This window comes from Marinobacter sp. H13, from assembly GCF_059072335.1.
In genome coordinates this window covers 1,614,040-1,637,944 of record NZ_JCACRU010000001.1, presented here as the reverse complement: position 1 = coordinate 1,637,944, position 23,905 = coordinate 1,614,040, and the positions used below count along the sequence as shown (strand labels likewise).

Below are 23,905 nucleotides of genomic sequence, written 5' to 3'. Positions count from 1 at the left end.
TTTCCTCACTGCTTCTGGGAGACGTTAATTCGTGCCAGGGACGCCTTGGTTACCCTGTCGAGAATAACCGCCAGGATCACGATGCCAAGGCCGGATACCAGGCCAACACCCAGTTCCAGATTACGGATGCCCCGCAGGACCAGAACGCCAAGCCCGGGCGCGGAAACCAGGGATGCGATAACAACCATTGCAAGACTCATCATGATGGTCTGGTTAACCCCTGCCATGATGTTGGGCAGCGCCAACGGGATCTGCACCTTGTAGAGTTTCTGTCGGGGCGTCATGCCAAAGGCGTCTGCGGCCTCAATCACGTCCTTGTCTACCAGCCGGATGCCCAGGTTCGTCAGCCGGATCACAGGAACAATCGCGTAGAGGATGATGGCGATGCCGTACAGCTTCGATTCGGTAACACTGAACAGGAAGATAAGCGGGATCAGATACACAAAAGGTGGCAGCGTCTGCAGCATGTCCAGCACCGGTATGATCATCCGTTGCAGGGAATTGCTGCGTGCCATGGCGATGCCTATGGGTACCCCCAGCAAGACACAGAGGAAGGCACATACAAAAATGATCGCCAGTGTTTGCATGGCGTAATCGTAATGGTCGATGAAGGCCAGTAGCACGATACTGCCGCCTACAAAGAGCATCAGTTTCCAGGATTTGGTGACCACGTAAACAACCGCCAGTAACAGTGGAATCACGATCCACCAGGGCGTGTTCAGCATGGCGTAAAGTGCGCCATCCAGGAACCAGCTAAGAGGCTGGGTCAATGGATCGAGAACCAGACTCAGGCTGTCCTTTATTGCCAGAAATCCCTGTTCCAGGCCCTTGGTAAGTTCCCGGGACTGGGGGAAGGCGGAGCAGGATTCGTTCAGGGCGTCCATGGACGGAAACGGGAGTTCCCATATAGAGGCCGGTTCGGCGCTCTCTCCCTTGGTTTTATTCAGCAGGTCGGCCATCGACATGGGGCCGCTGCTTTTGCCTTCCGAGCACCATTGCTCAAGGCCGAGCGATGAAAAAAGGGAATCGTAGGTTGCCATGGGCGGTCAGTCTCTCCTGCGCACGTCTGGAATCAGAACGGTTTTCGGAAAACGGCCCGGGACACCGATTGAGCGTGTCCCGGGCGGGGCAGGTCGATCAGTTAAGAACGTTGGCCAGCCGCTCTCTTGCAGAGTCGTTCAGCCAGGTTGACCACTCATCGCTGTTATTGGTGAGGTAGTAAACCGCAGCTTCTTCGCCTGACGCGTTGTTGGAATCCATCCAGGCCAGGATGCTGCTCATGGTCTCGGTCTTGAACGTCAGCTTGCTGAGCATCTCGGCCACTTCCGGCTCGCGCTCTTTGAAGCTGGTAGTGATCGACGTCAGAACCGTTGCCGCCGGGAAGTCGGATACGCCCGGATTGTCGACATCCGGCGTCTGGTTTTTCTGGTGCACGTCCGGCTTGATGTCGCCGAGATCAACCCGGGTCATGTCGTACTTGCCGAGCGGGACGGTCGGACCCCAGTAGTAGCCGAACCAGGGCTCTTTGTTCTGGACAGCAGACGCCATGGACGACGCCAAGGTCTCACCGGAGCCATGGTTGAATACGTCAAGGCCGGACTCTTCCAGATCCAGGGCGCGAATCAGGTTGTCACTCACGACACGACAGCCCCAGCCATCCGGGCAGTTGTTGAAGGTGCCGCCAACGAGCTCAGGATTAGCCATGATGCCCTCGATGGTCTTCAGCTCCGGATGCTCTTCCGCGAGGTAGGTGGGAATCCACCAGCCTTCAACGCCGCCCGGATCCAGAACCTTGCCAAGGCGTTCCACCTTACCCTGTTCTTCCAGGCGCAGGTAGGCCTCGCCCGCAGAGTTCAGCCACAGCTCGGTGACGATGTCAGGCTCACCGTTTTCGGCAACGGAAGTTACCGCCGGAACGGTATCGGAAGGAACGATGGTGACGTCGCAGCCGTAACCCTGCTCCATGATGAAGGTGGCCACGTTGGTGACGACCGTGTTGGACGCCCAGTTCATTTCGGTAATGGATACCTCGCCGCAATCGGCCTGGGCCGCGACGGGAACCGATAGCGCGCAGAGTAATGCAGCAGACTTAAGCTTTCGCATAGTCACTTCTCCTTTTTCAGGGTTTGTGATTCTTGGAGGGTGGTGTCGGTGTTAATGTCGATACACGAAGGCGGCGATCCAAAAGGATCGGGAAAACAGCTGGGTTTTGGTCGCTGTTGTGGTCGAACAAATCAAAAGTCTCGGTTAATACCTATTAACAAGGATAACGATCCTCAGCTCAGTTACAAGGGCGTATTCCAAATCCGTCTTTACACTAGACACATTATGCGTCTGAGAAGCTGTCAATAAGCTGTAGCAATCAGCGGTTACACTCCACGAATCTGATACCGGAGTATGCCATGACAGAGCTGCGCGACCTGACGCCCCACACGTCGATTACCCAGGAACAGGCCGGCCGAGACGGCCGCCAGCGTCGGCTGTTGCGCACCTTCCTGCCGGAAATGGTCGGCCTTGAACGCCTGCTGGCTGAAGCGCCGGAAGTGGCGACCACCCGGGTGGTTGAGCGGGTAGTCATGAAGGATTTGTCGCTGCCCGTCTATCAGGTCGACATCGGCTCAGCCCGGCCGGATGTGCCGGCGGTGCTGATTGTGGGGGGCGTACACGGGCTGGAGCGTATTGGCAGCCAGGTGGTGATGGCCTGGCTGAAGTCGCTACTCGCCAGAGTGACCTGGGACGAACATTTGCTGGGGTTGTTGCAGAAGGTTCGAATTACCCTTTTGCCAATCCTTAACCCGGGCGGTATGTACCTGAATCAGCGCAGTAATCCCAACGGCGTGGACCTGATGCGCAATGCGCCGATCCAGGCCCAGGAACGTAGCGCATTCCTGCTCGGCGGCCAGAGAATTTCACCCCGATTGCCGTGGTACACCGGCGACCCTGAACAGGGCATGGAGCCCGAAAACCTGGCTCTTGAGGCGGTCATAAAACAGCTGCTGCCGGGGCGGCCGTTCAGTGTGGCACTGGACTGCCATTCCGGATTCGGGATGCAGGACCAGATCTGGTTTCCCTACGCCTACCGGCGTCGACCCATGCGTCGAGTCGCATCGGTTATGGCGCTGAAGCTTATCTGGGAGCAGTCATACCCAAATCACGACTACCGTTTCGAGCCCCAGTCCCGCCACTATCTCACCCATGGCGACTTGTGGGATTACTTCTACAAACAGGTCAATCGCGAAAATGCCGGTGTTTTCCTGCCCCTGACCCTGGAGATGGGCTCCTGGCGCTGGATTCGCAAGCGGCCCCGTCAGTTGCTGAGACTCGACGGCTTTTTCAATCCCCTGGTTCCGCACCGGCACAAGCGGGTCCTGCGCAGCCATCTGACCTGGATGGACTTCCTGATTAACGCCGCCGCCAGCCACGAAAACTGGTTGCCGGCTCGGGATGAGGAGTCCATGCTGAAAGAAGCCGCGATCATGCACTGGTATCGCGATACTCTCTAGCGATCCAGCCGGCCCTGGCATCCATCAATCGGAACTATCGTATGCACTGGATTCTGTTGCGGGGTCTGACTCGGGAACACGCCCACTGGGGCAGCTTCCCGGCTCGCCTTGGGGAGGCATTTCCCGAGCACCAGTTCCATCTGGTCGACCTGCCCGGGACGGGCGTGCGATATCGAGAAGACAGTCCGGCAACGGTAGCGGCGATTCGGGAAGCTGTCTCCAGGCACGTTAGCCATATCCCCGGTCCTTTCAGCATCTTGGCACTTTCCATGGGCGGTATGGTGGCCCTGGACTGGGCCCAGCAGGCTGCGGATGGTCAGATCCAGAATCTGGTCCTGATCAATACCAGTTCCGGCTTCAGCCCGCCCTGGAAACGCATGCGGCCTGGGGTCTGGCCGCGAATTCTGCGGCTGCTGGCCCGTCAGGAGTTGTTTGACCGTGAGCGGGATATTCTCCGGCTCACGTCTAACCGTGAGGTGCCTCTGTCACTGGCAAAACAGTGGTACAGCATACAACGACAACGCCCCGTCAGTACCCGCAATGCGATCAACCAGTTGGCGGCTGCCGCCCGCTACAAACCCGGTGAAAAGCGTCCTGTGCCAGATGCCCTGATTCTCGCCAGCCGCGGCGATCGCATCGTTCACTGGCGCTGCAGTTCCACGCTGGAGCAGCGCTGGCAATGGACCATGAAACTGCACCCGGATGCTGGCCATGACCTTCCACTGGACGATCCGGAGTGGATTATCCAGCAGATCCGCAACTGGCTGCCCCGGTAACGCCGGTTGCTTGACGCAACTCTTCTTTCCGGTCAGTCTTCTCGTTTTGAACCGTCAAAGCCGCCATTGATCAGGAACGGAGCCGATAATAATGAAAATCTTCGAAACCAAAACCGCCCCTAACCCCCGCCGCGTGCGCATGTTCATGGCCGAGAAAGGCCTGTTGGACAAGGCCGAATTCATCGAGATTGACCTGCAGAAGGGTGAAAACCTGACACCTGAATTTGTCGCCCGAAATCCGATGAAGAAAGTGCCTGTGATGGAACTGGATGACGGCACCTGTATTGCCGAGACCATGGCAATCTGCCGCTATTTCGAAGAGAGCTACCCGGACACGCCGACCCTGATGGGCGACACCCCGCTTGAAAAAGCCCAGCTTGAGCAGTGGCTCCGGTGGATCGAGCTGTTCTTCTTCATGCCCACTGGCATGTGTTTTCAGCACACCACCGGCTATTTCAAGGACCGGATGAACCCGATCAAGGAGTGGGGTGAGGAATGCGGCAAGAGCGTTGAGAAGTTCATGCACTTCCTCGACAAGCAGCTCGAAGGCAAGGAATACATCTGCTGCGACCGCTTTACGGCCGCCGATATCAACGCTTTCACAACAGTGGCATTCGCGCGGGTGGTGGGCATCCGGATCAAACCTGAGCAGGCCAATCTGCAGGCCTGGTACGACCGCATCAAGGCCCGTCCTTCGGCCCAGGCCTGAGGTCCGGGCTACCCTGGAACTGGAAGAGAAACGTTAATGACCACAACGGATTCAAGCCTCCAATGCGCATTGGCTGCGATTGACGCGGCGAATAAGGCCGACCCGAACCAGGAGCGGGTCGGTGATGAACTTCTGCCAAAGGAGTATGCCTACAGCCTGCACATGACCCGCTGGCTGTTCGAGCTTGAATCCGACCCTTTCGAACGCATGCAGATCGCCTGCCGCGCCCAGCACATTGAGCGGTGGACGATGCCGCGGAAGGACTATCCGGAAGGTCGTAAAGCCTATTACCAGTGGCGTCAGGCCTGTGGCCGTATACATGGCCGGCGTGCTGCAGAAATCATGGCGGATTGTGGCTACCCGAAGGAGGAGTGCGATCGGGTGGAGACCATCCTGACCAAGCGCGAACTGAGGCAGGATGCCGACACTCAACTGCTGGAGGACGTGGCCTGCATGGTCTTCCTGGAACGATATTTCGCAGATTTCTATGAGGAAAAAGCGGACTACGATCGGGAGAAGTGGCTACGCATAGTGCGCCGGACCTGGGGCAAGATGTCGCCCCGTGGGCACGAGGCGGCACTCAAGCTGGCAGAGGGGATGCCGGCGCACTTGTTGGAGTTGTTGCAGGAGGCTTTGGCGGAGCCTGATGTCTGATGGGAGCATGCGAATCGGCGGGTGGAGCTTTCCAAAATACGCTGTGAATACATCCTTGTACGCTCGGCTCCGCCATCCCTGGCTCCGCACGATTTTGGAAAGCTCCACCCGCCGACTCGCCCCATCTGAAGGAGTCAGCCTGCGGGGAAAAACAGCTCCCTCAATTTCGAACCAGGCTCTTCCGCCCGCATGAACGACTCACCGACCAGGAAACCGTAGATCCCACGGTTGGTCATGGCCTCGACGTCATTGCGGGTCATGATGCCACTTTCCGTAATGGTTAGTCGGTCCTGTGAGATCCGCTCGTGCAGATCAAACGTGGTTTCCAACGACACATCAAAGGTATGCAGGTTCCGGTTGTTGATGCCGACCAGAGGCGTCGTCAGCGTCAACGCATCATCCAGTTCCTCACCATCGTGCACTTCGACCAACACATCCAGACCGATTTCATGGGCAATACCTTCCAGCTCTTGCATCTGGTCTTTGGTCAGGCAGGCGGCGATCAGAAGGATGCAGTCGGCGCCGATGGCCCGGCTTTCGTAGACCTGGTAGGGCGCGACCATGAAGTCCTTGCGGATCACCGGCAGACTGCAGGCATTGCGGGCGGCGACCAGGTAGTCCTCGTGGCCCTGGAAGAAATCGCGGTCGGTAAGCACGGACAAGCAGGCCGCGCCGCCGTTCTCGTAACTCTCGGCAATGACGGCCGGCTCGAACGGATCCCGCAGGATGCCCTTGCTCGGTGAGGCTTTCTTGATCTCCGCGATAACAGCAGGTTTCTGTTGCTCAATCCGCTGCCGAAGTGCGTTGGCAAAACCACGTGCGGGTGCTTGATCTCCCGCCATTGCCTTCAGGTCAGCAACCGAAATCCTCGGTTTCCGCTCGTCAATTTCTTCCCACTTACGGTCAACGATCTTGCGAAGAATGGTGGGAGTCTTGTCCAAATGTCGTTCAGTCATTAGCGGCCTGCAAGTAGTTAGCGAGAGCCGGTGGGGCAGGGCTTTCCAAAACTGTCTGCAGCCATGGATGGCTGCAGCCAAGCCCTACAGGGACGTATTCACGGGCGTGTTTTGGAAAGCCCTGCCCCACCGGGTCGTCCTGCCGAAATCCGGCAGGCTTATCCGATCAAAAGCACTGGGAAAAATCAGCCAGCTCCGACATCTTGCCGGCAGCGAGGCCAGAGCCCATGGCGTCGAGGGCCATATCCACACCTTCTTTCGGCGTCTTGGCCAAACCAGCGACATAGATCGCTGCGCCAGCATTGAGGGCAATCAGGTCCCGGGCTTTCTCGGCCATTTCATCGTGGCCACGACCGAAGGCTGCCTTGATCAGCTTTAAGGAATCGTCGGCGGTGTCCACGGTCAGGCCCACCAGAGCCTGGCTCTTGATGCCGAGATCCTCGGGGGTGATGTCGTACTCGGTGACTTCGCCGTTCTTCAGTTCGGCTACATGGGTCGCGCTGGCAAGACTGATTTCGTCCAGGCCGTCTTTGGAGCAAACGACCATGATGTGCTCGGCCCCAAGGCGATGCAGCACCTCCGCCATCGGGCGACACAGCTCCCGGTTGAACACGCCCACCAATTGGCGTTTAACGCCCGCCGGGTTGGTCATCGGGCCCAGGATGTTGAAAATGGTCCGGCAGCCCAGCTCCTTGCGGGGGCCGATGGCATGTTTCATGGCACCGTGGTGGGCCGGAGCGAACATGAAGCCGACACCAATTTCCTCGACGCAGCGGGCCACCTCTTCCGGTTTCATGCTCAGATTGATGCCCAGCTTTTCCAACAGGTCGGCACTGCCGCTCTTTGAGGAAACTGCCCGGTTGCCGTGCTTGGCCACAAAGCCGCCGGCTGCTGCCACCACGAAGGAGGCGGCGGAAGACACGTTGAACAGGTTGGCGCCATCGCCGCCGGTGCCGACGATGTCCACCAGGGGTTCGGCCTTGACCGTAACCTTGGTGGCCAGTTCGCGCATAACCTCGGTGGCGCCGGTGATTTCGTCAATGGTTTCGCTCTTCAGACGCAACCCCATGAGAAAAGCGCCGATCTGGGCGTCCGTGGCCTCGCCGTTCATGACGATACGCATCACGTCCTTCATTTCCTCCCGGGAAAGGTCCAGGTTGGAGGCAATGCGGTTGAGAGCTTCTTTCATGTCCATGTGTCGGCCTCTTATTGTGTTCTCAGAAAGTTGCGCAGCAGCTCGTGGCCCTGTTCCGTCATAATAGACTCCGGATGGAACTGCACGCCTTCGATGGGCAGGGTCTTGTGGCGAACCCCCATGATTTCCTCGATGGAACCGTCGTCGTTGCGGGTCCAGGCGGTCACTTCCAGGCAGTCGGGCAGGGTGGCCTTGTCGATCACCAGGCTGTGGTAGCGGGTCGCCTGCAGCGGGTTGCTCAGGCCCCGGAACACGCCAGTGTCCTTGTGGAATACCGGGGACACCTTGCCATGCATGACCCGGCCGGCGCGGATGACGTCACCACCGTAGACCTGGCCAATTGCTTGATGGCCCAGGCAAATGCCCAGGATCGGAACCTTGCCGGCGAAATGCCGGATGGCCGCCATGGAGATGCCAGCCTCGTTCGGGGTGCAGGGGCCGGGGGAAATCACCAGCCGCTCCGGGTTCAGGGCTTCAATCTGTTCGATGGTAATTTCATCGTTGCGGTGCACCTGCACGTCGGCACCCAGTTCGGCCAGATACTGCACCACGTTGTAGGTGAAGGAATCGTAGTTATCGATCATCAGCAACATAATCTGTTCCTCCGCCTCAGTGGTCGAAATCGTTGTAGGTCATGGCCACCGCGCGGAAAATGGCGCGGCCCTTGTTCATGGTTTCCTTCCACTCGAGGCGGGGCACCGAATCGGCCACCACGCCGGCGCCTGCCTGGATATGCAGGGTGTTGTCCTTGATCACGGCGGTACGGATGGCAATGGCTGTGTCCATGTTGCCGTTGAACGACAGATAGCCCACGGCGCCTCCGTAGACCCCACGCTTGACCGGCTCCAGTTCGTCGATAATCTCCATGGCCCGGATCTTGGGCGCACCGCTAAGGGTGCCGGCGGGCAGGGTGGCGCGCAGCACGTCCAGGCAGCTGGTGTTGTCTTTCAGCCGGCCGGTCACGTTGGAGACGATATGCATCACGTGGGAGTAGCGCTCCACGATCATCTTGTCGGTCAGCCGGACCGTGCCGGTTTCCGACACCCGGCCGGCATCGTTACGGCCCAGGTCGATCAGCATCAGATGCTCGGCAATTTCTTTCGGATCAGCCAGCAGTTCTGCTTCCAGCGCCTTGTCCTCGGCATCGGTGGCGCCGCGCTTGCGGGTGCCGGCGATCGGCCGAACCGTCACTTCCTCGTCTTCCACCCGGGCCAGGATTTCCGGGGAGGAGCCCACGATGTGGAAGTCACCCAAATCCAGGAAATACATGTAAGGGGAAGGATTCAGTACCCTGAGCGAGCGATACAGGTTCAGCGGTGGCGCCTCGAAGGGAATCGACATGCGCTGTGATATCACCGTCTGCATGACATCGCCGTCGAGCACGTAGCCCTTGATCTTGTCTACCGCGGCTTCGAATTTGTCCTGGGTAAAGCCGGAAATAAAGTCGCTCTCGTCCACGGCTTTTCCGCGCAGGTGTTCTGGGGTGCGGGGCGCGTCAGCGGTCTGCCTGTGCAGATGGTTTTCCAGCTGATCAATGCGGCTCTGCGCCTTTTCGAAGGCGCCCTCAATGGCCGGATCGGCATGGACAATCAGATGCAGCTTGCCCCGCAGGTTGTCGAATACCACGATCTCGTTGGACACCATCAGCAGGATGTCCGGCGTGCCGATTTTGTCCGGCGGACAGCTCTTGCGCAGCCGTTTTTCGATGTAGCGCACGGTGTCGTAGCCGAAGTAGCCCACCAGGCCGCCATTAAAGCGGGGCAGCTCATCCAGATCCGGTGCATGGAAGCGTTTCTGATAGGCTTCGACAAAGGTGAGCGGATCGTCCACTTCCTCGGTCTCAACAACCTCGCCGCCGCGGCTGATCTCCACCCGGTGGTCGAAGACCTTCAGTACTTCGTGACTGGGCAGGCCGATGATCGAATACCGGCCCCATTTCTCTCCGCCCTGAACGGATTCGAACAGGTAGGAATAGGGTCCGCTGGCGAGTTTGAGGTAGGTGCTCAGGGGCGTGTCGAGGTCGGCCAGTACCTCACGATACACAGGGATACGGTTAAAGCCGGCGTCGGCGAGCTCGGTGAATTGCTCGGGTGTCATGGTACGGTTTCCTGAAATCTGATCTGCATTGTGGATGAAAGCCTGTGCTTCCATCAGGTGCTGCGGGCTCGACCAGCAGACGCCAGTCAGCCTCCGGGCTTGCTCAGCCGGTGCGCCATCGCCACCATCGTGTTGCGCGGGTTGTCAGGATGCCTCGCGCTGCAGTCAGATTCAGTCCCTGCACGGCAGGAATCTCCCGTAAAGAAGTGCTCAATGTAAGTTCCTTGTGAGATTACAAAAGCTCGGCCAGCGAATCAACAACCGCGTCGGCGCCCAGAGTATCCACCGCAGGCCCGTAGTTATACCCGTACCGCACCGCCACACAGGGAATGCCCGCGGCCAGCGCCGCGTTAATATCCGCTGCGGAGTCGCCTACCATGACTGTGGTTCCGCGGGTGCCCCCCAGGGTTTCCATGGCATGAAGCAGGGGAGCGGGGTCCGGTTTCTTGACCGGCAGGGTGTCACCACCCACGGTCAGGTCGAACCAGTGATCCAGTCCCATTTGCTCAAGCAGCGGTGCCACAAACTGTTCCGGCTTGTTGGTGACGATGCCCAGCCGGCAGCCCTGGTTCTTCAGGTGCGTGAGACAGGCCTCGACTCCGGCGTAGACTACCGAATGCTGTCCGTTGAGCGTGCCGTAGGCGTGATAGAAAATCGCCAGGGCATCCTTGAACAGGGCCTCGTCTTTTGGTCGCGCCGGTTCCCAGTCCACCTGGCCGGCCAGGGCCCGGCGCACCAGAACGCTGGCGCCATTGCCTACCCAGTTCCGTACCCGGTCAATGCCTGCTGGTGAGCGCCCAAGATGCGCCAGCATCTGGTCCACGGCGGCCGCCAGATCCGGTGCACTGTCCACCAGGGTGCCGTCGAGATCAAACAGGGCAATCCCCGGCCAGCGTGGATTGAACAGCCCTGCCAGGCTCATTGGCTGATCACCCTGCGGGCCTGCTCCAGTTCTTCGCGCATGGCATCAATGGTGGTTTTATAGTCGTCGGTGTTAAAGATGGCAGATCCCGCCACGAAGGTGTCGGCACCGGCCTCGGCGATTTCCCGGATGTTCTCGGTCTTCACGCCACCGTCGATTTCCAGGCGGATATTGTAGTTACTGGCATCGATGCGCTTGCGGGCCTCCCGGAGTTTGTCGAGCGTGCCGGGAATGAACTTCTGGCCACCGAAGCCGGGGTTTACCGACATCATCAGCACCATGTCCAGTTTGTCCATCACATGATCCATATAATGCAGCGGCGTGGCCGGGTTGAACACCAGGCCCGCCTGGCAGCCACCGTCGCGGATCAGCTGCAGTGAGCGATCAATGTGGTTGGTCGCTTCCGGGTGGAAGGTAATGTAACTGGCCCCGGCGTCGATAAACATACGGATGAGGTCGTCCACCGGCGACACCATCAGGTGCACATCGATGGGGGCGGTCACGCCGTGCTTGCGCAGCGCCTCGCAGACCATGGGGCCAATGGTGAGGTTGGGTACGTAGTGATTGTCCATCACATCGAAGTGCACCACGTCGGCGCCGGCGGCCAGCACGTTATCGACTTCCTCGCCAAGACGGGCAAAATCGGCGGACAGGATGGATGGGGCAATCAGGTAAGGGTTCATGACGGCTCTCTCACAACAATGGATAATGGCTTGGTCAGCGGTCCCTGCCGCACATTCAGGATGGCTGCTAGTCTAACAGCTCAGTGGCGTTTTTTCGCAGTCAAAGGATCAGTATCTGTGCAGAGATTCGAGATTTACCGGCCCGGCGTGTTCTGGTTTTTTGTCCTGGCGCTGATGTGTGTCGCACCGTCCATCACCCTCGGGCAGGAAGAGAGCGGGACGGCCGGTGAGGCCGAAGGCGTCGAGGCGTCAGAGTCTGCGAGTCGGGCCCTGATCTGGACAGGCACCGGCGAACGCTCCCTGATCCAGCGTTTTCCCGAATCAGCGGTATGGCTGGAGCTTGAGGAGGGTGATAGGGCGCTGGGCCTGTTCTACCCGGAAGCCAGGTTGCCGGCTCGCGGTGCGGTGCTGGTTCTGTCGGAAGAAGGTGAAACTGCCGCTTCCGGGGTAACCGGCTCACTGGCAGCGGGGCTGGCTTCCCGGGGCTGGGCCGTGCTGACGCTTGGTCTGGAGTCGCCCTCTCCGGTTCTGAATGAGTTCCTGATGCGACCCGTGATGGAGCCGCCGGCGGCTGAAGCAGGCGCAGGTGAGGAGGGGGCATCAGATTCAGTCATGATCGATGTCATGGCCTCATCCGAGAGCGCCGATGATCTTGAGGCGCGCTACAGAAGCCGCATCAACCAGATGCTGCAGGCAGGGCTGGCCCTGCTGGTTGAGCGGGGCTATGAAGCTCCGGCAGTTCTTGGTGTCGGGCGAGCCAGTATCCATGTGACCAACCGGGTACTGGATGGCGCCGATGCCTCTGCCCTGATCTGGGTGGTGCCACAGTTTTATCCCGTTGACCGGTCAGGTCTGCCGGACCGTCTGGAGTCGCTCGGCACTGATTTGTTGGAGCTGTATCCACAAGGGACGGCTGATGATCAATCGGGCTGGAGTATTGGCATGCAGTTGCGGCGCGCCGGAATGAGCGGCTTTGAGCGACAACCGATTGCCTGGATCAGCCCTGCGCCTGAGACTCTGGGCGATGGCGTGGCCAGTCGTGTTGCCGCCTGGCTGGAATCCCGCGAGCGTTAGGGACGGAGCGTGTTGTGGCGCTTTATCAGTTCCCAGGCCTGTTGGTAGTGGAGCAGGCGTTCCTTGGCCAGGCTTCGGTCGCGGTCACTGACCTGCTGTTGGGCAAGCTTGTCCGGGTGGCACTCGGATATCTTCTTGCGGTAGGCCCGTTTGATCACTTCCAGGGAATCCCGGCGGGTAACGCCTAGAAGTTCACAGGCCTGCTGATAGCTGGTGGGTCTGGAAAGGTTCTCGCTGTGCCGGGTCCAGACCTTGCTGGCATAACTGTCGAAAATGTCCTCGCTGATGCTTACTGGCAGACCAATCTGGTCAATGGCGTCCTCGCAGCGATAACGTCTGGGTTTGCCGGGGCGGCCGTTAAGCTGGCTGGCGTGGCAGAGACAGATGGCGGTTTTCAACGCGGGAGCGGGCCAGAGACGGCGGGAAAGTCGCATGGCCAGCCCGCGGATGAACGGCAGCTGCCCGGCCGACTTGCCCTGCTGGAACCAGCCAATGGCTCGCCTGCGCTGGCGTCTGGACAGCCTCATGGCCTTGATCAGCGACTCGGCATAACCGATGTCGGCTTCGGTGACGCGTCCGTCTGCCTTGGCGATATAGCCGAGGAAGAAAAACAGGGAATGTCGGCACCAGTGGGGAAGGCGGGCGCGCTCAATCAGAGTGGGGGCCTGGTGACCACAGGCCGAGAGTTCCCGCATCAAGCTGGAAAATTCGGCTTCCATTCGGGGCGGCAGTGCCGGTTGTCTGTTATCGCCTGCCATGACTTTCAGGTTCCTTGGAGCCCAGTTGCCGGTCGAGCGCCTGCAGGCGTTCCGGGGTGCCGACGTCCACCCACTGTCCGGGATGGAAAAGACCCTTTACCCGGCCTCTGCTCATGGCATCGCGAAGCACCGGCCCCAGTTTCCCCGCCTGATCGCTCAGCCCCTCGAACAGGCGCCGGTGTAACAGGCTAATGCCGGTGAAGGTCAGCTTGTCCGGGCCATCACTATGGAGTACTCCCTGGTCAGTGAGGTGAAAGTCACCTTCGGGATGGTGTGGCGGATTGCTGGTGACCACCAGCAGGGCGTCTGCGTCAGGCGGCGGTGTCAGTCCAGAAAGGTCGAAATCGCTCCAGATATCGCCGTTGATCGCCAGAAACCAGTCAGATTTGTCACCGGCAAGCAGAGGCAGAGCGCGCACGATGCCACCGGCGGTTTCCAGCGGCTCGCCTTCCCGGGAATATTGAATGGATAGCCCGAACCCTTCGCCGTTTCCCAGGGTTTCCTCAATCTGGTCGCCCAGCCAGGCATGATTGATCACCACCTCACGGATTCCCGCCCGCCGCAGGTGCTCCAGATGATAGGTGATCAGAGGCTTGCCAGCGGCCCTTAACAGGGGCTTTGGTGTGGCCAGCGTCAGTGGCCGCATGCGTTCACCTTTGCCGGCAGCAAGAATCATGGCCTTCACTGGGACAGGTGCTCCTGACCCGGGGCCGGGCCGATCCTCGTCTCGATCCGGGGCATAACCGTATCGCTCAGCCATTCGTGGAAGTGACGCAGGGCTGGCTGTCGACCGCTGGCAACGATCAGGTACTGAACGGTTCGGGGAATGTCCTTGAGATAGCCGTGCTTGCTATCGCGGATCGATAGCCGGGCAAAAATGCCGGCAGCTTTCAGGTGCCGCTGCATGCCCATCAGTTCAAACCACTGGCGGAAGGTCTCCGGGTCCGCACGGTGCAGGCCAGCCTCGAGGCTGCTCTGGCGGTAGTCTTCCAGCCATTTGCAGATGCGCTTCTCTGGCCATTGGATGTAGCAGTCTTTCAGCAGCGAGACCACATCGTAAGTGACGGGCCCAGTAACCGCATCCTGGAAATCGATGACACCCGGGCGAGGTTGGTCTTGGCGAACCAGCAGGTTTCGGGAATGGTAGTCCCGGTGGACCGTCACTTCCGGTTGCGCCAGGGCGCTTTCCCGCAGCATGGAAAAGGTCGTGTCCAGCAGGGCCCGCTCGCTGTTTTCCAGGTTCATGCCCAGATGCCTCTCCAGAAGCCAGTCCGGGAACAGCGCCATTTCCCGCTCAAGCAGGGTGGCATCGTAAGGCGGTAGCGGGTAATCACTGGGGGAAGTCTGGCTCGCGATCAGGGTCAGCTCTTGCAGGGCGTTCCTGTAGAGCTGGTCTGCGGACTCGGTGTTCAGTCGGCCAAGCATCAGCTGGTCGCCAAAATCCTCCAGTAGCAGGAAGCCCTGCTTCAGATCAGCCTGCACAATGTCCGGCACCGCAATACCTTGGCGGTGCCAGTGCCGGGCGATGGCCACGAAGGGCTCGCAGTCTTCATGTTCCGGGGGCGCATCCATCACGATAAACGGTGCACCGTCCCCGGTAGCGGTCGTCGGATTTGCGTGCTGCCAGACCCGGAAATAACGGCGAAAACTGGCATCGCCGGAAACCGGTTCGGCTTCGCACTGTTCGAAGCCGGGAAATTGTCTGACCCAGTTGGTCAGCAACTGCAGGCGGGTATCCATAGTTCGGGTTGCGATCCTGAAAAAAGTTGTCGCTGACAGCGAAAGTTAGCAGACGAGTATAAAGAGGGTAAATCGGTTTTGCAGCGGAGTTTCCGTTAACAACCCCGGAGTGCACGTGTAAACTAGGCCGCTGTTAACCTTGCCCGTCCTCATATTCACCCGGAACAGGATTCAGCCACTGTGCCATGTCCAGAACGCCCACTGCAATCGCCGGAAATCCGGTGGCAGAGCCGGTATGGCCGTTTGTTGCTGGCCGCGTTTCTAGGATTGGGGGGTGCCACCGGTTATGCCCAGACACCGCCGTCAGCGGCGGAAATTGACTGGCGCCCCAGGGCAGAACTGCCTTCCGAGGTGCGGTCATCTTTGCCCCTGTTCTGTGATGGTGGCTATTTGCCTTCCGGCAGTCACGACGGCGTTGGCAGTGCCTTTGCCGGTGGTAGCGATGCCGAACAGCCATTGGAGGCCAGCGGCCTGAATGCCCGGTATGAAATTGACCGCGAGCTGTTTCTCCAGGGCGATGTCCGGATCCGCCAGGGGGGCTTCCAGGTAACCGGTTCAGAAGCCCGCTACAGCCAGCAACAGGGCGCGGTATCGGTTCAGGGGCCACTGGTCAGTCGAGGTGATGGCTTCCTTCTGACCGGTGAGAACGCGAACTACGATGTGGATACCGGGCGGCTGGACATCAACACGGCGACGTTTCTGCTGCACGGGCCCGAAATGCGCGGTCGTGCAGGCCGTCTGGCGCGGATCAGTGAAGAGCAGGTGGTCATTGAAGATGGCTTTCTGACCACCTGTGGCCCGAAGCAGAACGACTGGGCCATTGTTGCCTCGGATATCCAGCTGGACCGGGCCGAGGGTTTTGGTACCGCAAAGCATGTTCGGCTGGAGATTCTGGATGTGCCGGTGTTCTACTGGCCCTGGGCCAGCTTTCCCATTGATGACCGACGCAAGTCCGGTTTCCTGTATCCCCAGTTCGGTTCTTCCACTGCCGGTAGCGGAGGCTTTCTCGCGCTACCTTATTATCTGAATCTTGCCCCCCATTATGACGCCACGCTCACGCCTCAGTACATGAATGGCCGGGGCCTGTTCAACGAGGCCGAGGGCCGCTATCTCAGTTCGCTGGGCGAGACGACGCTGCAGTTGGGCTACATCGGCAGCGATTCGGAGTTCGCGGCCGAGAATCCCGGCGAATCGGGCGAGCGCTGGGCTCTGGATGCCACCACGAGGGCGGTGTTCGGCGGTGGCTGGTCCGGCTACGGTGATTTTTCCGTAGTGAGTGACGAGGACTATTTCAGCGACCTGAACCGTAACCTGGAGATTAACCAGGCAACCCACCTGCAAAGAAAGGGTGGGGTCACTTACCGGAGCGACCAGCAGTATTTTGATGCCTACCTTAACGATTACCAGACCATCAGTGAAAGTATTGCCAATGAGGATAAGCCCTATGCCCAGCTGCCTGAAATAATCTACGCGGGACAGGCAGGCGCGGGTATTCTGGAAGCGAATCTGGAGAGTCAGTACACCGTTTTTTACCGTGATAACGAAGGACTGACTGGTCTGGACCAGGCCAACGGTCAGCGGTTCCGGGCCCGGCCGGAACTGGCTCTGCCACTGCGGGCGTTGTGGGGCTTCAGTCGCCCCTCGGTGAGTGTGGATTACACCCGCTACGATCTCGATGATTACGATCTCGGTGATGGCGCGTTTGATCGCACGGTGCCGGTTGCCGAGTGGGATAACGGGCTTTATTTCGACCGTCAGGGCAGTCTGTTTGATGTGCCCTACAACCAGACCCTTGAGCCCCGGCTGTACTATGTATGGGCCAATGCGGACGCGGATCAGAATGACATTCCTGACTTTGACACCGACCTCCAGACGTTCCGGTTTGACCAGCTGTTTCAGCCGGATCGCTTTACCGGCGGTGATCGGGTAGGTGACGCCAACCAGTTGACCGTGGCCCTGACCAGCCGTTTCAATGACCTGCTCACCGGTGCCGAGCGGGCCAGGTTCAGTATCGGCCAGGTGCAGTACTTTGACGACCGTGAGGTAACTCTGTTTGGTGAGGGTGGCGGAACCCGGAGCCGCTCTCCGCTGGCGGGTGAGGTGGTGCTCAACCCGCTTGATACTCTGGAGATCCGGTCGTCTGGCCTGTGGGATCCCGACACCGGTGATACCGAGGAAGGTCGAAGTCAGCTGACTTTCCATTCCAGTGATTACCGCTACCTGGCCAGTCTGGGGCACACCTATAGCCGGGATGAACTGGAACAGTCAGACATTGCGACGGTTTTCCCGGTGACGGACCGTGTTAGTCTGATCGGCCGCTGGGTCTACGACTCAAGCCTTGACCGTACGGTGGGGTCCCTGGCCGGCCTTGAATACAACAACTGCTGCTGGAGCATTCAGGTGGTTCACCAGAATTACCTGACTTACGACCGGGAGCTTCAGGGGCGCATACTGTTTCAGATTCAGCTGAAAGGACTGGGTGGCAGTGGTGGTGCCTCATCGAGTATTTCCGAGGCCATTTACGGTTTTGATGAAAGGGAGAGTCGTCGTTTTGGAACTCCCTGACTGGATCCCGGACTAAGGCCCCCAAAACGCCAGAAAAGCTCAAATTCTATTTGTAGAGGTGATTATGAAGGCGACCCTTCGCCATGGTGTACAAGCGTTACTGGTTCTTCTAGCCGTCCTGGCCCCGTTGTCTGTTCAGGCCGAGCGTAAGTTGCTGGACCAGGTAGTGGCCATCGTCGATGAGGATGTCATCCTTCAGACCGAGTTGGAGGCCCGAATCAACACCATCACCAGTCGCCTTAGTGCACAGGGCACGGCGCTGCCGCCAAGGCAGGTCCTCGAAGAGCGTGTGCTTGACCAGCTGATCACCGAATCGATCCAGATGCAGATGGCAGATCGGGCCGGTATGCGCATCAGCGATAACGAGTTGAACGAAACCATGGCCAACATTGCCGAACGCAATGGCATGAGCCTGCCGCAGTTTGAAATCCAGCTCGAAGCCGAAGGCGTGACTTACAACCAGGCCCGCGAACAGATCCGCAAGGAAATGCTGACCAGCCGGGTTCAGCAGCGCCAGGTCGGCAACCGGGTTCGGGTGACTGATCGGGAAGTTGAAAACTATCTGGAAAGTCTGGAGGCCCGTGGAGGGAATAACGCTCAGTACCGGCTGGCGTACATCTTTGTGAGCGTAGACGACCCCTCTGATGAGGCGGAGGTGGATGCCGCAAGGGAGAAAGCCGAGCGGCTGCGCAGTGAGATCGCCAATGGCCGTGATTTCCGCGAAGTGGCTGTTGCCGAGTCTGATGCCAGTAATGCCCTGGAAGGTGGCGATATGGGCTGGCGTGCCGAGGGTCAGCTGCCGTCTCTGGTTGCTCCGGTCGTGCCGGAGCTGCCGGTGGGTGAGCCCTCAGACGTCCTGGAAAACAACAGCGGCTTCCACCTGGTAATGGTGATGGACAAGCGCGGCGGCGAGCAGCAGCAGATGATCCAGCAGCACCGTGTTCGTCACATTCTGGTTCGGCCTTCCGAAGCCACGACGGACAGCCAGGCTGAAACCGTGATCCGGGATCTGTACCAGCAGCTTCAGAATGGAGCCAGCTTCAGTGCGCTGGCCAGAGAATACTCCGATGATCCGGTGTCTGGCTCCGATGGCGGTAATCTGGGCTGGGTAAGCCCGGGCCAGATGGTGCCGGCGTTTGAGCAGGCCATGCTCGATGCTGATATTGGCGAGTTGCGCGGGCCGTTCCGTTCCCAGTTTGGCTGGCACATTCTGCAGGTTCAGGAGCGCCGCCAGAAAGACATCAGCGGTGATGTGCGCGACGCCGAGGCCCGCCAGGCGATCTATCGCCGCAAGTTTGAGACCGAACTTCAGAACTGGCTTCAGGAGATCCGCGATGAGGCCTTTGTCGAGTTCAAGGGCGAGTACGCCAAGGACGAACCGGCGGAAGAAGAGCCAGTCTCCTGATGAGTAATCCCGTGGTGCTGGCACTGACGGCCGGCGAACCTGCCGGCATTGGTCCGGAGTTGTGCCTGCAACTGGCTCTTGAGGCCCGGAATGCAGGTGTGGTGGTGGTTGCCAGCCGGCCATTGCTGGAGGCCCGGGCGAAGCAAATGAACCTGGCGGTTGAACTGCGTGCCTGGCAGCCCGGAGATTCGCCGGAAATGGAGGCAGGCCTGCTGTCGGTTCTGCATGTGGACGGTTGTGCCAATCATGAACCGGGCACACTGGATACCGGCAGCGGTGCTTATGTGCTCAGAACGCTGGAAGTCGCCGCTAACGGCTGCCTCAGCGGCGATTTTGACGGCATGGTGACGGCGCCTGTCCATAAGGGCGTTATCAACGATGCCGGCATCGCGTTCAGCGGCCATACCGAGTTCCTGCAGGAGCTCTGCGGTGTGGATCGTGTGGTCATGATGCTGGCGACCGAAGAGTTGCGGGTTGCGCTTGTTACCACCCACTTACCGCTCAAGGACGTATCCGCCGCCATTACCCCGGAGCGCCTGACTCAGGTAACGCGAATTCTCGATGCTGATCTGAAAAAGTTCTTCGGTGTTGCCAGGCCCAGGATACTGGTGGCCGGCCTGAATCCTCATGCCGGCGAAGGTGGCCACCTTGGTCGGGAGGAAATCGACACCATCGAGCCAACCCTGGAGGCTCTGCGTGCCGAAGGCATTTCTCTGACCGGACCTTTACCTGCGGATACCCTGTTTACCCCGCACTGGCTCGACCAGGCCGATGCGGTTCTGGCCATGTATCATGATCAGGGACTGCCGGTGCTGAAGTTTCAGGGCTTTGGGCGTGCGGTGAACATTACCCTGGGGCTGCCGATTGTGCGCACGTCCGTGGATCATGGCACGGCTCTGGATCTGGCGGGAACCGGTCGAGCCGATGCCGGCAGTCTGCATACGGCCCTGAAGGTAGGCGAGCAAATGGCTCGTTGTCGAAAATCTGCAATTGAAGAGACCCGTTCGTGAGCAACAAAGCCGGCCACCAGGCCAGAAAACGGTTTGGCCAGAATTTCCTCCATGATCCGGGAGTCATAGAGCAGATCATCCGCGCCATTAACCCGAAACCCGATGACGCCATCGTGGAAATTGGCCCTGGCCTGGGCGCACTGACCGAGGAAATACTGGCGGTGAACCCGAAGCTCCAGGTGGTAGAACTGGATCGGGATCTGATTCCCGTGCTGCGCACCAAGTTCTTCAACTATCCCGAATTCCGGATTCACGAGGCGGACGCACTCAAGTTTGATTTCAGCCAGCTCATGGTGGATCGCCCCCTGCGGATCATCGGTAATTTGCCGTACAACATTTCCACACCGCTGATTTTCCACCTGCTGTCCCAGGCCGGTGTTGTGCAGGATATGCACTTCATGCTGCAGAAAGAGGTGGTTCAGCGAATGGCAGCGGTGCCGGGTGACAACAATTACGGGCGTCTTGGCATCATGACCCAGTATTTCTGCCGGGTTCAGCCGCTGTTTGAAGTTGGGCCCGGCGCTTTCCGACCGGCGCCCAAGGTGGATTCGGCGATTGTCCGATTGGTGCCTCACAAGACCCTGCCACACCCGGCGAAGGATTTGACGACACTTCAGGCTGTGGTCCGCACAGCCTTTAACGCCCGGCGGAAAACTCTCCGCAAGGCACTGGGCGGTATGGTGTCGGCCGAACAGCTCCGGAGCCTTGGCATCAATGACGGTCTGCGACCGGAGAACCTCGCGCTGGCCGATTTCGTGGCGATTGCCGACCTGCTTTTTCCCGAGAAGGGTTCAGCTAATCCGGCAAACGAGGTAAGTGATGACTGACTACGCGATCGGCGATATTCAGGGTTGTTACGAGCGTCTCAGGGATGTCCTGGAGAAAGTAGATTTCTCTCCCTCCCGTGACCGTCTATGGGTGGCCGGCGATCTGATCAACCGTGGCCCGTCCTCGCTGGAAACCCTGAGATACATCGAGAGCCTTGGGGATTCGGCGGTCGTCGTGCTTGGCAATCACGACCTGCATCTGCTGGCGGTGTCCCTGGGCGGTCATCAGACGCGTCGCAAAGACACCCTGTCGGATATCCTTGACGCTCCGGATTACGAGCCGCTGGTTAACTGGCTCCGGCAGCAGAATCTTTGTGTTCACGACCCGGCCCGGAATCTGGTGATGACCCACGCCGGTTTGCCCCATATCTGGACGGTCAGCCAGGCAATGGAGTGTGCCAGGGAAGTTGAAGCCGTGATCCGGGGCGAAACCGCCGAGGAATACTTTGCCCATATGTACGGCAATCAGCCCGAGCGCTGGGACGAGTCCCTGCAGGGAATGGATCGCTGGCGGGTCATTACCAACTATTTCACCCGCATGCGCTTTATTGCCGAGGATGGCTCTCTGGAACTGGCGGCCAAGGAAAGCGTCGACAGCGCGCCGGAAGGTTACCAGCCGTGGTTTCATTTTCCCCGCAATGACGATGTACGGGTGGTGTTTGGCCACTGGGCAGCCCTGGAAGGAAAAACCGGCAGTGACCGTTTTGTCGGCCTGGACACCGGGTGTGTCTGGGGTGGCGCACTGACCATGATGAACCTGGATTCGGGAGAAAAGATCCACTGTGACTGCTGAATCCGTACGACCGGCCAGGAGAGGGATTCTTCGGTTACCGCTGTTGGCAGGTGCTTTTCTGGCCCTGGTGGCAGTGATGGCCGGCGCTTTCGGTGCACACGGGCTGCGCAATCTGGTCAGTGAGCGGGGCCTTGAAGTTTTCCAGACCGCCGTCACATATCAAATGTATCATTCCATTGCGCTGGTTCTGCTGGCATTGCTGGCTGCACAGGGCCTGTCCAGAAAGCTACTGGCCTGGTCGGCCGGGTTTTTCCTGGCCGGCATTCTGTTATTCAGTGGCAGTCTTTACCTTCTGGTGCTGACAGACATCCGCTGGATCGGTCCGATCACGCCCCTTGGTGGGTTGTGTTTCATGGTGGGCTGGGCGCTGTTAATAACCTCCGGTCTCCGCCGGAACAAGTGAAGAATACAGAGGTTCAAGAGTCACGATGCAGGTTCAGGTAAATGGCGATCAAATGGAGCTGCCGAGTGGCGCTACCATTGCCACGCTGATTGAAAAGATGGCGCTGGCCGGCAAGCGGCTTGCGGTTGAGGTTAACGAGGACATAGTGCCACGAAGCCGTCACCCGGAATTTACTCTGAGCGATGGCGACCGTGTAGAAGTCGTTCACGCCATTGGCGGCGGCTGAACAGTCTGCCCAGCCCACCCATGACGGCGGTTCCCATCCTCCCGTAACAAACGATTCAGGAACACTATGACAGAGACATCCGAACTCCAGCTTCCAGAAGACAAACCGCTCGAAATTGCCGGGCGGGTCTACCAGTCCCGTTTGCTCGTCGGGACCGGCAAATATCGTGACATGATGGAAACCGGCCATGCCATCGAATCCAGCGGTGCCGAGATTGTTACCGTTGCGGTGCGCCGCACGAACCTCGGCCAGAACCCGGATGAGCCGAATTTGCTGGATGTGATTTCCCCAAGCAGCTATACCATTTTGCCCAACACGGCGGGCTGCTATACCGCGAAAGACGCGGTCCGCACCTGCAAGCTGGCCCGCGAGCTTCTGGATGGCCACGACCTGGTGAAGCTGGAAGTTCTCGGTGAGGAGAAAACCCTTTATCCGAACATGACCGAGACCCTGGTTGCCGCCGAAGAGCTCATCAAGGACGGCTTCAAGGTCATGGTCTACTGCTCGGACGACCCGCTGCTGGCCAAGCGTCTGGAAGAGATGGGCTGTGTGGCCATCATGCCCCTTGGTGCCCCGATCGGTTCCGGCCTGGGTATCCAGAACCGGTATAACATCCGTCTGATCGTAGAGAACGCGAATGTTCCCGTACTCGTGGATGCCGGTGTTGGCACCGCGTCGGATGCCACCATCGCCATGGAGTTGGGCTGCGACGGCGTACTGATGAATACCGCCATTGCCCAGGCCAAAGACCCGATCCGAATGGCCAATGCCATGCGTCTGGCCATTGAGTCTGGTCGTGAAGCCTATCTGGCGGGCCGGATGCCCAAGAAGCTCTATGCCAGCGCATCCTCGCCCATTGATGGCACCTTCTTCTGATCTCGGGCACAATCCTGACTAACGATAACCGAGGGCCGGCGCTGAACGACCGGCCCCGACAACGATAAATCAGAGCGCTGCTGTCCTGCCATGACTGACCAGAAACCCAGTCGCCGCGAGGCGATTCTCCATGCTCTTGTGGAACTCCTGGAGACCGATCCGGGCGCCCGTATCACCACCGCCGGTCTCGCCAAATCCGTGGGCGTTACCGAGGCGGCTTTGTATCGGCACTTTCCCAGCAAGCGGAAAATGTTCGAGGCGCTTATCGAGTTTGCTGAAGAGGCCGTGTTCTCTCGCTGCCAGGTGATCCTGCAGGAGCAGGAGGACGTGCGGGTTCGCCTTCAACAGCTGGTGCATTTGGTGCTGGTGTTCGCCGAGCGCAACCCTGGCCTGTGCTGTGTGCTGACCGGCGATGCCCTGATGGGCGAGAACGACACCCTGCGCAAGCGTGCCTCCCAGTTCTTCGAGCGCCTGGAAACCCAGGTACGGCAAACCCTCAAAGAAGGCGAAATCCGCCAGGGTCTGCGGCCCCGGACGACGTCTGCTCGCGGCGCGGACTTTGTCCTGGTGTTTGTTGAGGGCCGGATTCAGCGGTTTATCCGTTCGTCGTTCTCGCGGTTGCCTTCTACTGACTTCGACGAGAGTTGGGGGTTGGTTGCAGAAGGTGTTTGGGGCTGAGCTTGGAGTTGGCCTCCTCCTGGTAGCCTGATAGATCCGGTGGTGAGGCGAAGGC

General features: G+C 59.3%; 25 protein-coding genes. 14 read left to right on the top strand and 11 right to left on the bottom strand.

Annotated features, from left to right (window positions below; translation table 11 throughout):
- Positions 1-5: 5 nt before the first annotated feature.
- The gene (locus tag AC5JQH_RS07730; RefSeq protein ID WP_008173411.1) at positions 6-1,040 is read right to left on the bottom strand and encodes an ABC transporter permease; all 1,035 of its coding nucleotides are present in this window, start codon (positions 1,038-1,040) and stop codon (positions 6-8) included.
- Between the two features lie 97 nt (positions 1,041-1,137).
- A complete protein-coding gene (locus tag AC5JQH_RS07725) occupies positions 1,138-2,103 on the bottom strand; it encodes an ABC transporter substrate-binding protein (RefSeq protein WP_493791101.1) in 966 nt (321 codons plus the stop codon).
- 299 nt (positions 2,104-2,402) lie between these two features.
- On the opposite strand from AC5JQH_RS07725, the gene AC5JQH_RS07720 reads away from it, so the two are divergent.
- The 4 genes from AC5JQH_RS07720 to AC5JQH_RS07705 all read left to right on the top strand — a co-directional run bounded on the left by AC5JQH_RS07720 (position 2,403) and on the right by AC5JQH_RS07705 (position 5,642).
- Positions 2,403-3,503, top strand: coding sequence for a M14 family zinc carboxypeptidase (locus AC5JQH_RS07720; protein ID WP_493805450.1), 1,101 nt, complete (start codon positions 2,403-2,405; stop codon positions 3,501-3,503).
- A 41-nt stretch (positions 3,504-3,544) separates the two neighbouring features.
- Complete coding sequence (locus AC5JQH_RS07715) at positions 3,545-4,279, top strand: alpha/beta fold hydrolase (protein ID WP_008173405.1); 735 nt, start codon at positions 3,545-3,547, stop codon at positions 4,277-4,279.
- A 91-nt stretch (positions 4,280-4,370) separates the two neighbouring features.
- A complete protein-coding gene (locus AC5JQH_RS07710; RefSeq protein WP_474545921.1) occupies positions 4,371-4,988 on the top strand; it encodes a glutathione S-transferase family protein in 618 nt (205 codons plus the stop codon).
- A gap of 36 nt (positions 4,989-5,024) precedes the next feature.
- Positions 5,025-5,642, top strand: a complete 618-nt coding sequence (locus AC5JQH_RS07705; RefSeq protein WP_493805449.1) for a DUF4202 domain-containing protein — start codon at positions 5,025-5,027, stop codon at positions 5,640-5,642.
- 134 nt (positions 5,643-5,776) lie between these two features.
- Here AC5JQH_RS07705 and trpC read toward each other — a convergent pair whose 3' ends face one another.
- The 6 genes from trpC to rpe all read right to left on the bottom strand — a co-directional run bounded on the left by trpC (position 5,777) and on the right by rpe (position 11,495).
- On the bottom strand, positions 5,777-6,598 hold the full coding sequence (gene trpC, locus AC5JQH_RS07700) for an indole-3-glycerol phosphate synthase TrpC (protein ID WP_493805448.1): 822 nt from the start codon (positions 6,596-6,598) through the stop codon (positions 5,777-5,779).
- A 166-nt stretch (positions 6,599-6,764) separates the two neighbouring features.
- Positions 6,765-7,793, bottom strand: coding sequence for an anthranilate phosphoribosyltransferase (trpD, locus tag AC5JQH_RS07695; RefSeq protein WP_008173396.1), 1,029 nt, complete (start codon positions 7,791-7,793; stop codon positions 6,765-6,767).
- A gap of 11 nt (positions 7,794-7,804) precedes the next feature.
- Positions 7,805-8,386, bottom strand: coding sequence for an aminodeoxychorismate/anthranilate synthase component II (locus AC5JQH_RS07690; protein WP_008173393.1), 582 nt, complete (start codon positions 8,384-8,386; stop codon positions 7,805-7,807).
- 16 nt (positions 8,387-8,402) lie between these two features.
- Positions 8,403-9,890: an anthranilate synthase component I gene (gene trpE, locus AC5JQH_RS07685; RefSeq protein ID WP_039882005.1), complete on the bottom strand. Its 1,488-nt coding sequence runs from the start codon at positions 9,888-9,890 to the stop codon at positions 8,403-8,405.
- A 232-nt stretch (positions 9,891-10,122) separates the two neighbouring features.
- A complete protein-coding gene (locus AC5JQH_RS07680) occupies positions 10,123-10,812 on the bottom strand; it encodes a phosphoglycolate phosphatase (RefSeq protein WP_008173387.1) in 690 nt (229 codons plus the stop codon).
- Positions 10,809-11,495: a ribulose-phosphate 3-epimerase gene (gene rpe, locus AC5JQH_RS07675; RefSeq protein ID WP_008173385.1), complete on the bottom strand. Its 687-nt coding sequence runs from the start codon at positions 11,493-11,495 to the stop codon at positions 10,809-10,811. Before rpe ends, AC5JQH_RS07680 begins: the two co-directional genes overlap by 4 nt.
- Before the next feature lie 117 nt (positions 11,496-11,612).
- On the opposite strand from rpe, the gene AC5JQH_RS07670 reads away from it, so the two are divergent.
- Positions 11,613-12,569 (top strand): DUF3530 family protein, encoded by a 957-nt coding sequence (locus tag AC5JQH_RS07670; RefSeq protein WP_273045897.1) that lies wholly within the window; start codon positions 11,613-11,615, stop codon positions 12,567-12,569.
- On the opposite strand, the gene AC5JQH_RS07665 is transcribed toward AC5JQH_RS07670, so the two are convergent.
- The 3 genes from AC5JQH_RS07665 to AC5JQH_RS07655 are packed head-to-tail and all read right to left on the bottom strand — an operon-like array spanning position 12,566 to position 15,067.
- On the bottom strand, positions 12,566-13,327 hold the full coding sequence (locus AC5JQH_RS07665) for a DnaJ domain-containing protein (protein WP_483111599.1): 762 nt from the start codon (positions 13,325-13,327) through the stop codon (positions 12,566-12,568). The two genes, AC5JQH_RS07670 and AC5JQH_RS07665, sit on opposite strands and share 4 nt — an antisense overlap.
- Positions 13,314-14,012, bottom strand: a complete 699-nt coding sequence (gene murU, locus AC5JQH_RS07660) for an N-acetylmuramate alpha-1-phosphate uridylyltransferase MurU (RefSeq protein ID WP_014578482.1) — start codon at positions 14,010-14,012, stop codon at positions 13,314-13,316. The genes AC5JQH_RS07665 and murU overlap by 14 nt, the downstream gene beginning before the upstream one ends.
- Entirely contained in the window at positions 14,009-15,067 is a 1,059-nt protein-coding gene (locus AC5JQH_RS07655) for an aminoglycoside phosphotransferase family protein (RefSeq protein ID WP_493791175.1), read from the bottom strand. The genes murU and AC5JQH_RS07655 overlap by 4 nt, the downstream gene beginning before the upstream one ends.
- 243 nt (positions 15,068-15,310) lie before the next feature.
- Here AC5JQH_RS07655 and AC5JQH_RS07650 point away from each other — a divergent pair, with 243 nt between their 5' ends.
- The 9 genes from AC5JQH_RS07650 (at position 15,311) to slmA (ending at position 23,850) form a co-directional block, all read left to right on the top strand.
- The gene (locus AC5JQH_RS07650; RefSeq protein ID WP_100169491.1) at positions 15,311-17,632 is read left to right on the top strand and encodes an LPS-assembly protein LptD; all 2,322 of its coding nucleotides are present in this window, start codon (positions 15,311-15,313) and stop codon (positions 17,630-17,632) included.
- A 64-nt stretch (positions 17,633-17,696) separates the two neighbouring features.
- Positions 17,697-19,037, top strand: coding sequence for a peptidylprolyl isomerase (locus AC5JQH_RS07645; protein ID WP_008173372.1), 1,341 nt, complete (start codon positions 17,697-17,699; stop codon positions 19,035-19,037).
- On the top strand, positions 19,037-20,047 hold the full coding sequence (pdxA, locus tag AC5JQH_RS07640; protein WP_483139518.1) for a 4-hydroxythreonine-4-phosphate dehydrogenase PdxA: 1,011 nt from the start codon (positions 19,037-19,039) through the stop codon (positions 20,045-20,047). The genes AC5JQH_RS07645 and pdxA overlap by 1 nt, the downstream gene beginning before the upstream one ends.
- Positions 20,044-20,874, top strand: a complete 831-nt coding sequence (gene rsmA / locus AC5JQH_RS07635; RefSeq protein ID WP_493805447.1) for a 16S rRNA (adenine(1518)-N(6)/adenine(1519)-N(6))-dimethyltransferase RsmA — start codon at positions 20,044-20,046, stop codon at positions 20,872-20,874. Before pdxA ends, rsmA begins: the two co-directional genes overlap by 4 nt.
- Positions 20,867-21,667 (top strand): symmetrical bis(5'-nucleosyl)-tetraphosphatase, encoded by an 801-nt coding sequence (locus AC5JQH_RS07630; protein ID WP_008173365.1) that lies wholly within the window; start codon positions 20,867-20,869, stop codon positions 21,665-21,667. The genes rsmA and AC5JQH_RS07630 overlap by 8 nt, the downstream gene beginning before the upstream one ends.
- Before the next feature lie 43 nt (positions 21,668-21,710).
- Positions 21,711-22,070: a DUF423 domain-containing protein gene (locus AC5JQH_RS07625; protein ID WP_008173363.1), complete on the top strand. Its 360-nt coding sequence runs from the start codon at positions 21,711-21,713 to the stop codon at positions 22,068-22,070.
- A 25-nt stretch (positions 22,071-22,095) separates the two neighbouring features.
- Positions 22,096-22,296, top strand: a complete 201-nt coding sequence (thiS, locus tag AC5JQH_RS07620; protein WP_008173362.1) for a sulfur carrier protein ThiS — start codon at positions 22,096-22,098, stop codon at positions 22,294-22,296.
- 66 nt (positions 22,297-22,362) lie between these two features.
- A complete protein-coding gene (locus AC5JQH_RS07615) occupies positions 22,363-23,172 on the top strand; it encodes a thiazole synthase (protein WP_014578475.1) in 810 nt (269 codons plus the stop codon).
- Between the two features lie 90 nt (positions 23,173-23,262).
- Entirely contained in the window at positions 23,263-23,850 is a 588-nt protein-coding gene (gene slmA, locus AC5JQH_RS07610) for a nucleoid occlusion factor SlmA (protein ID WP_008173360.1), read from the top strand.
- Positions 23,851-23,905 lie beyond the last annotated feature (55 nt).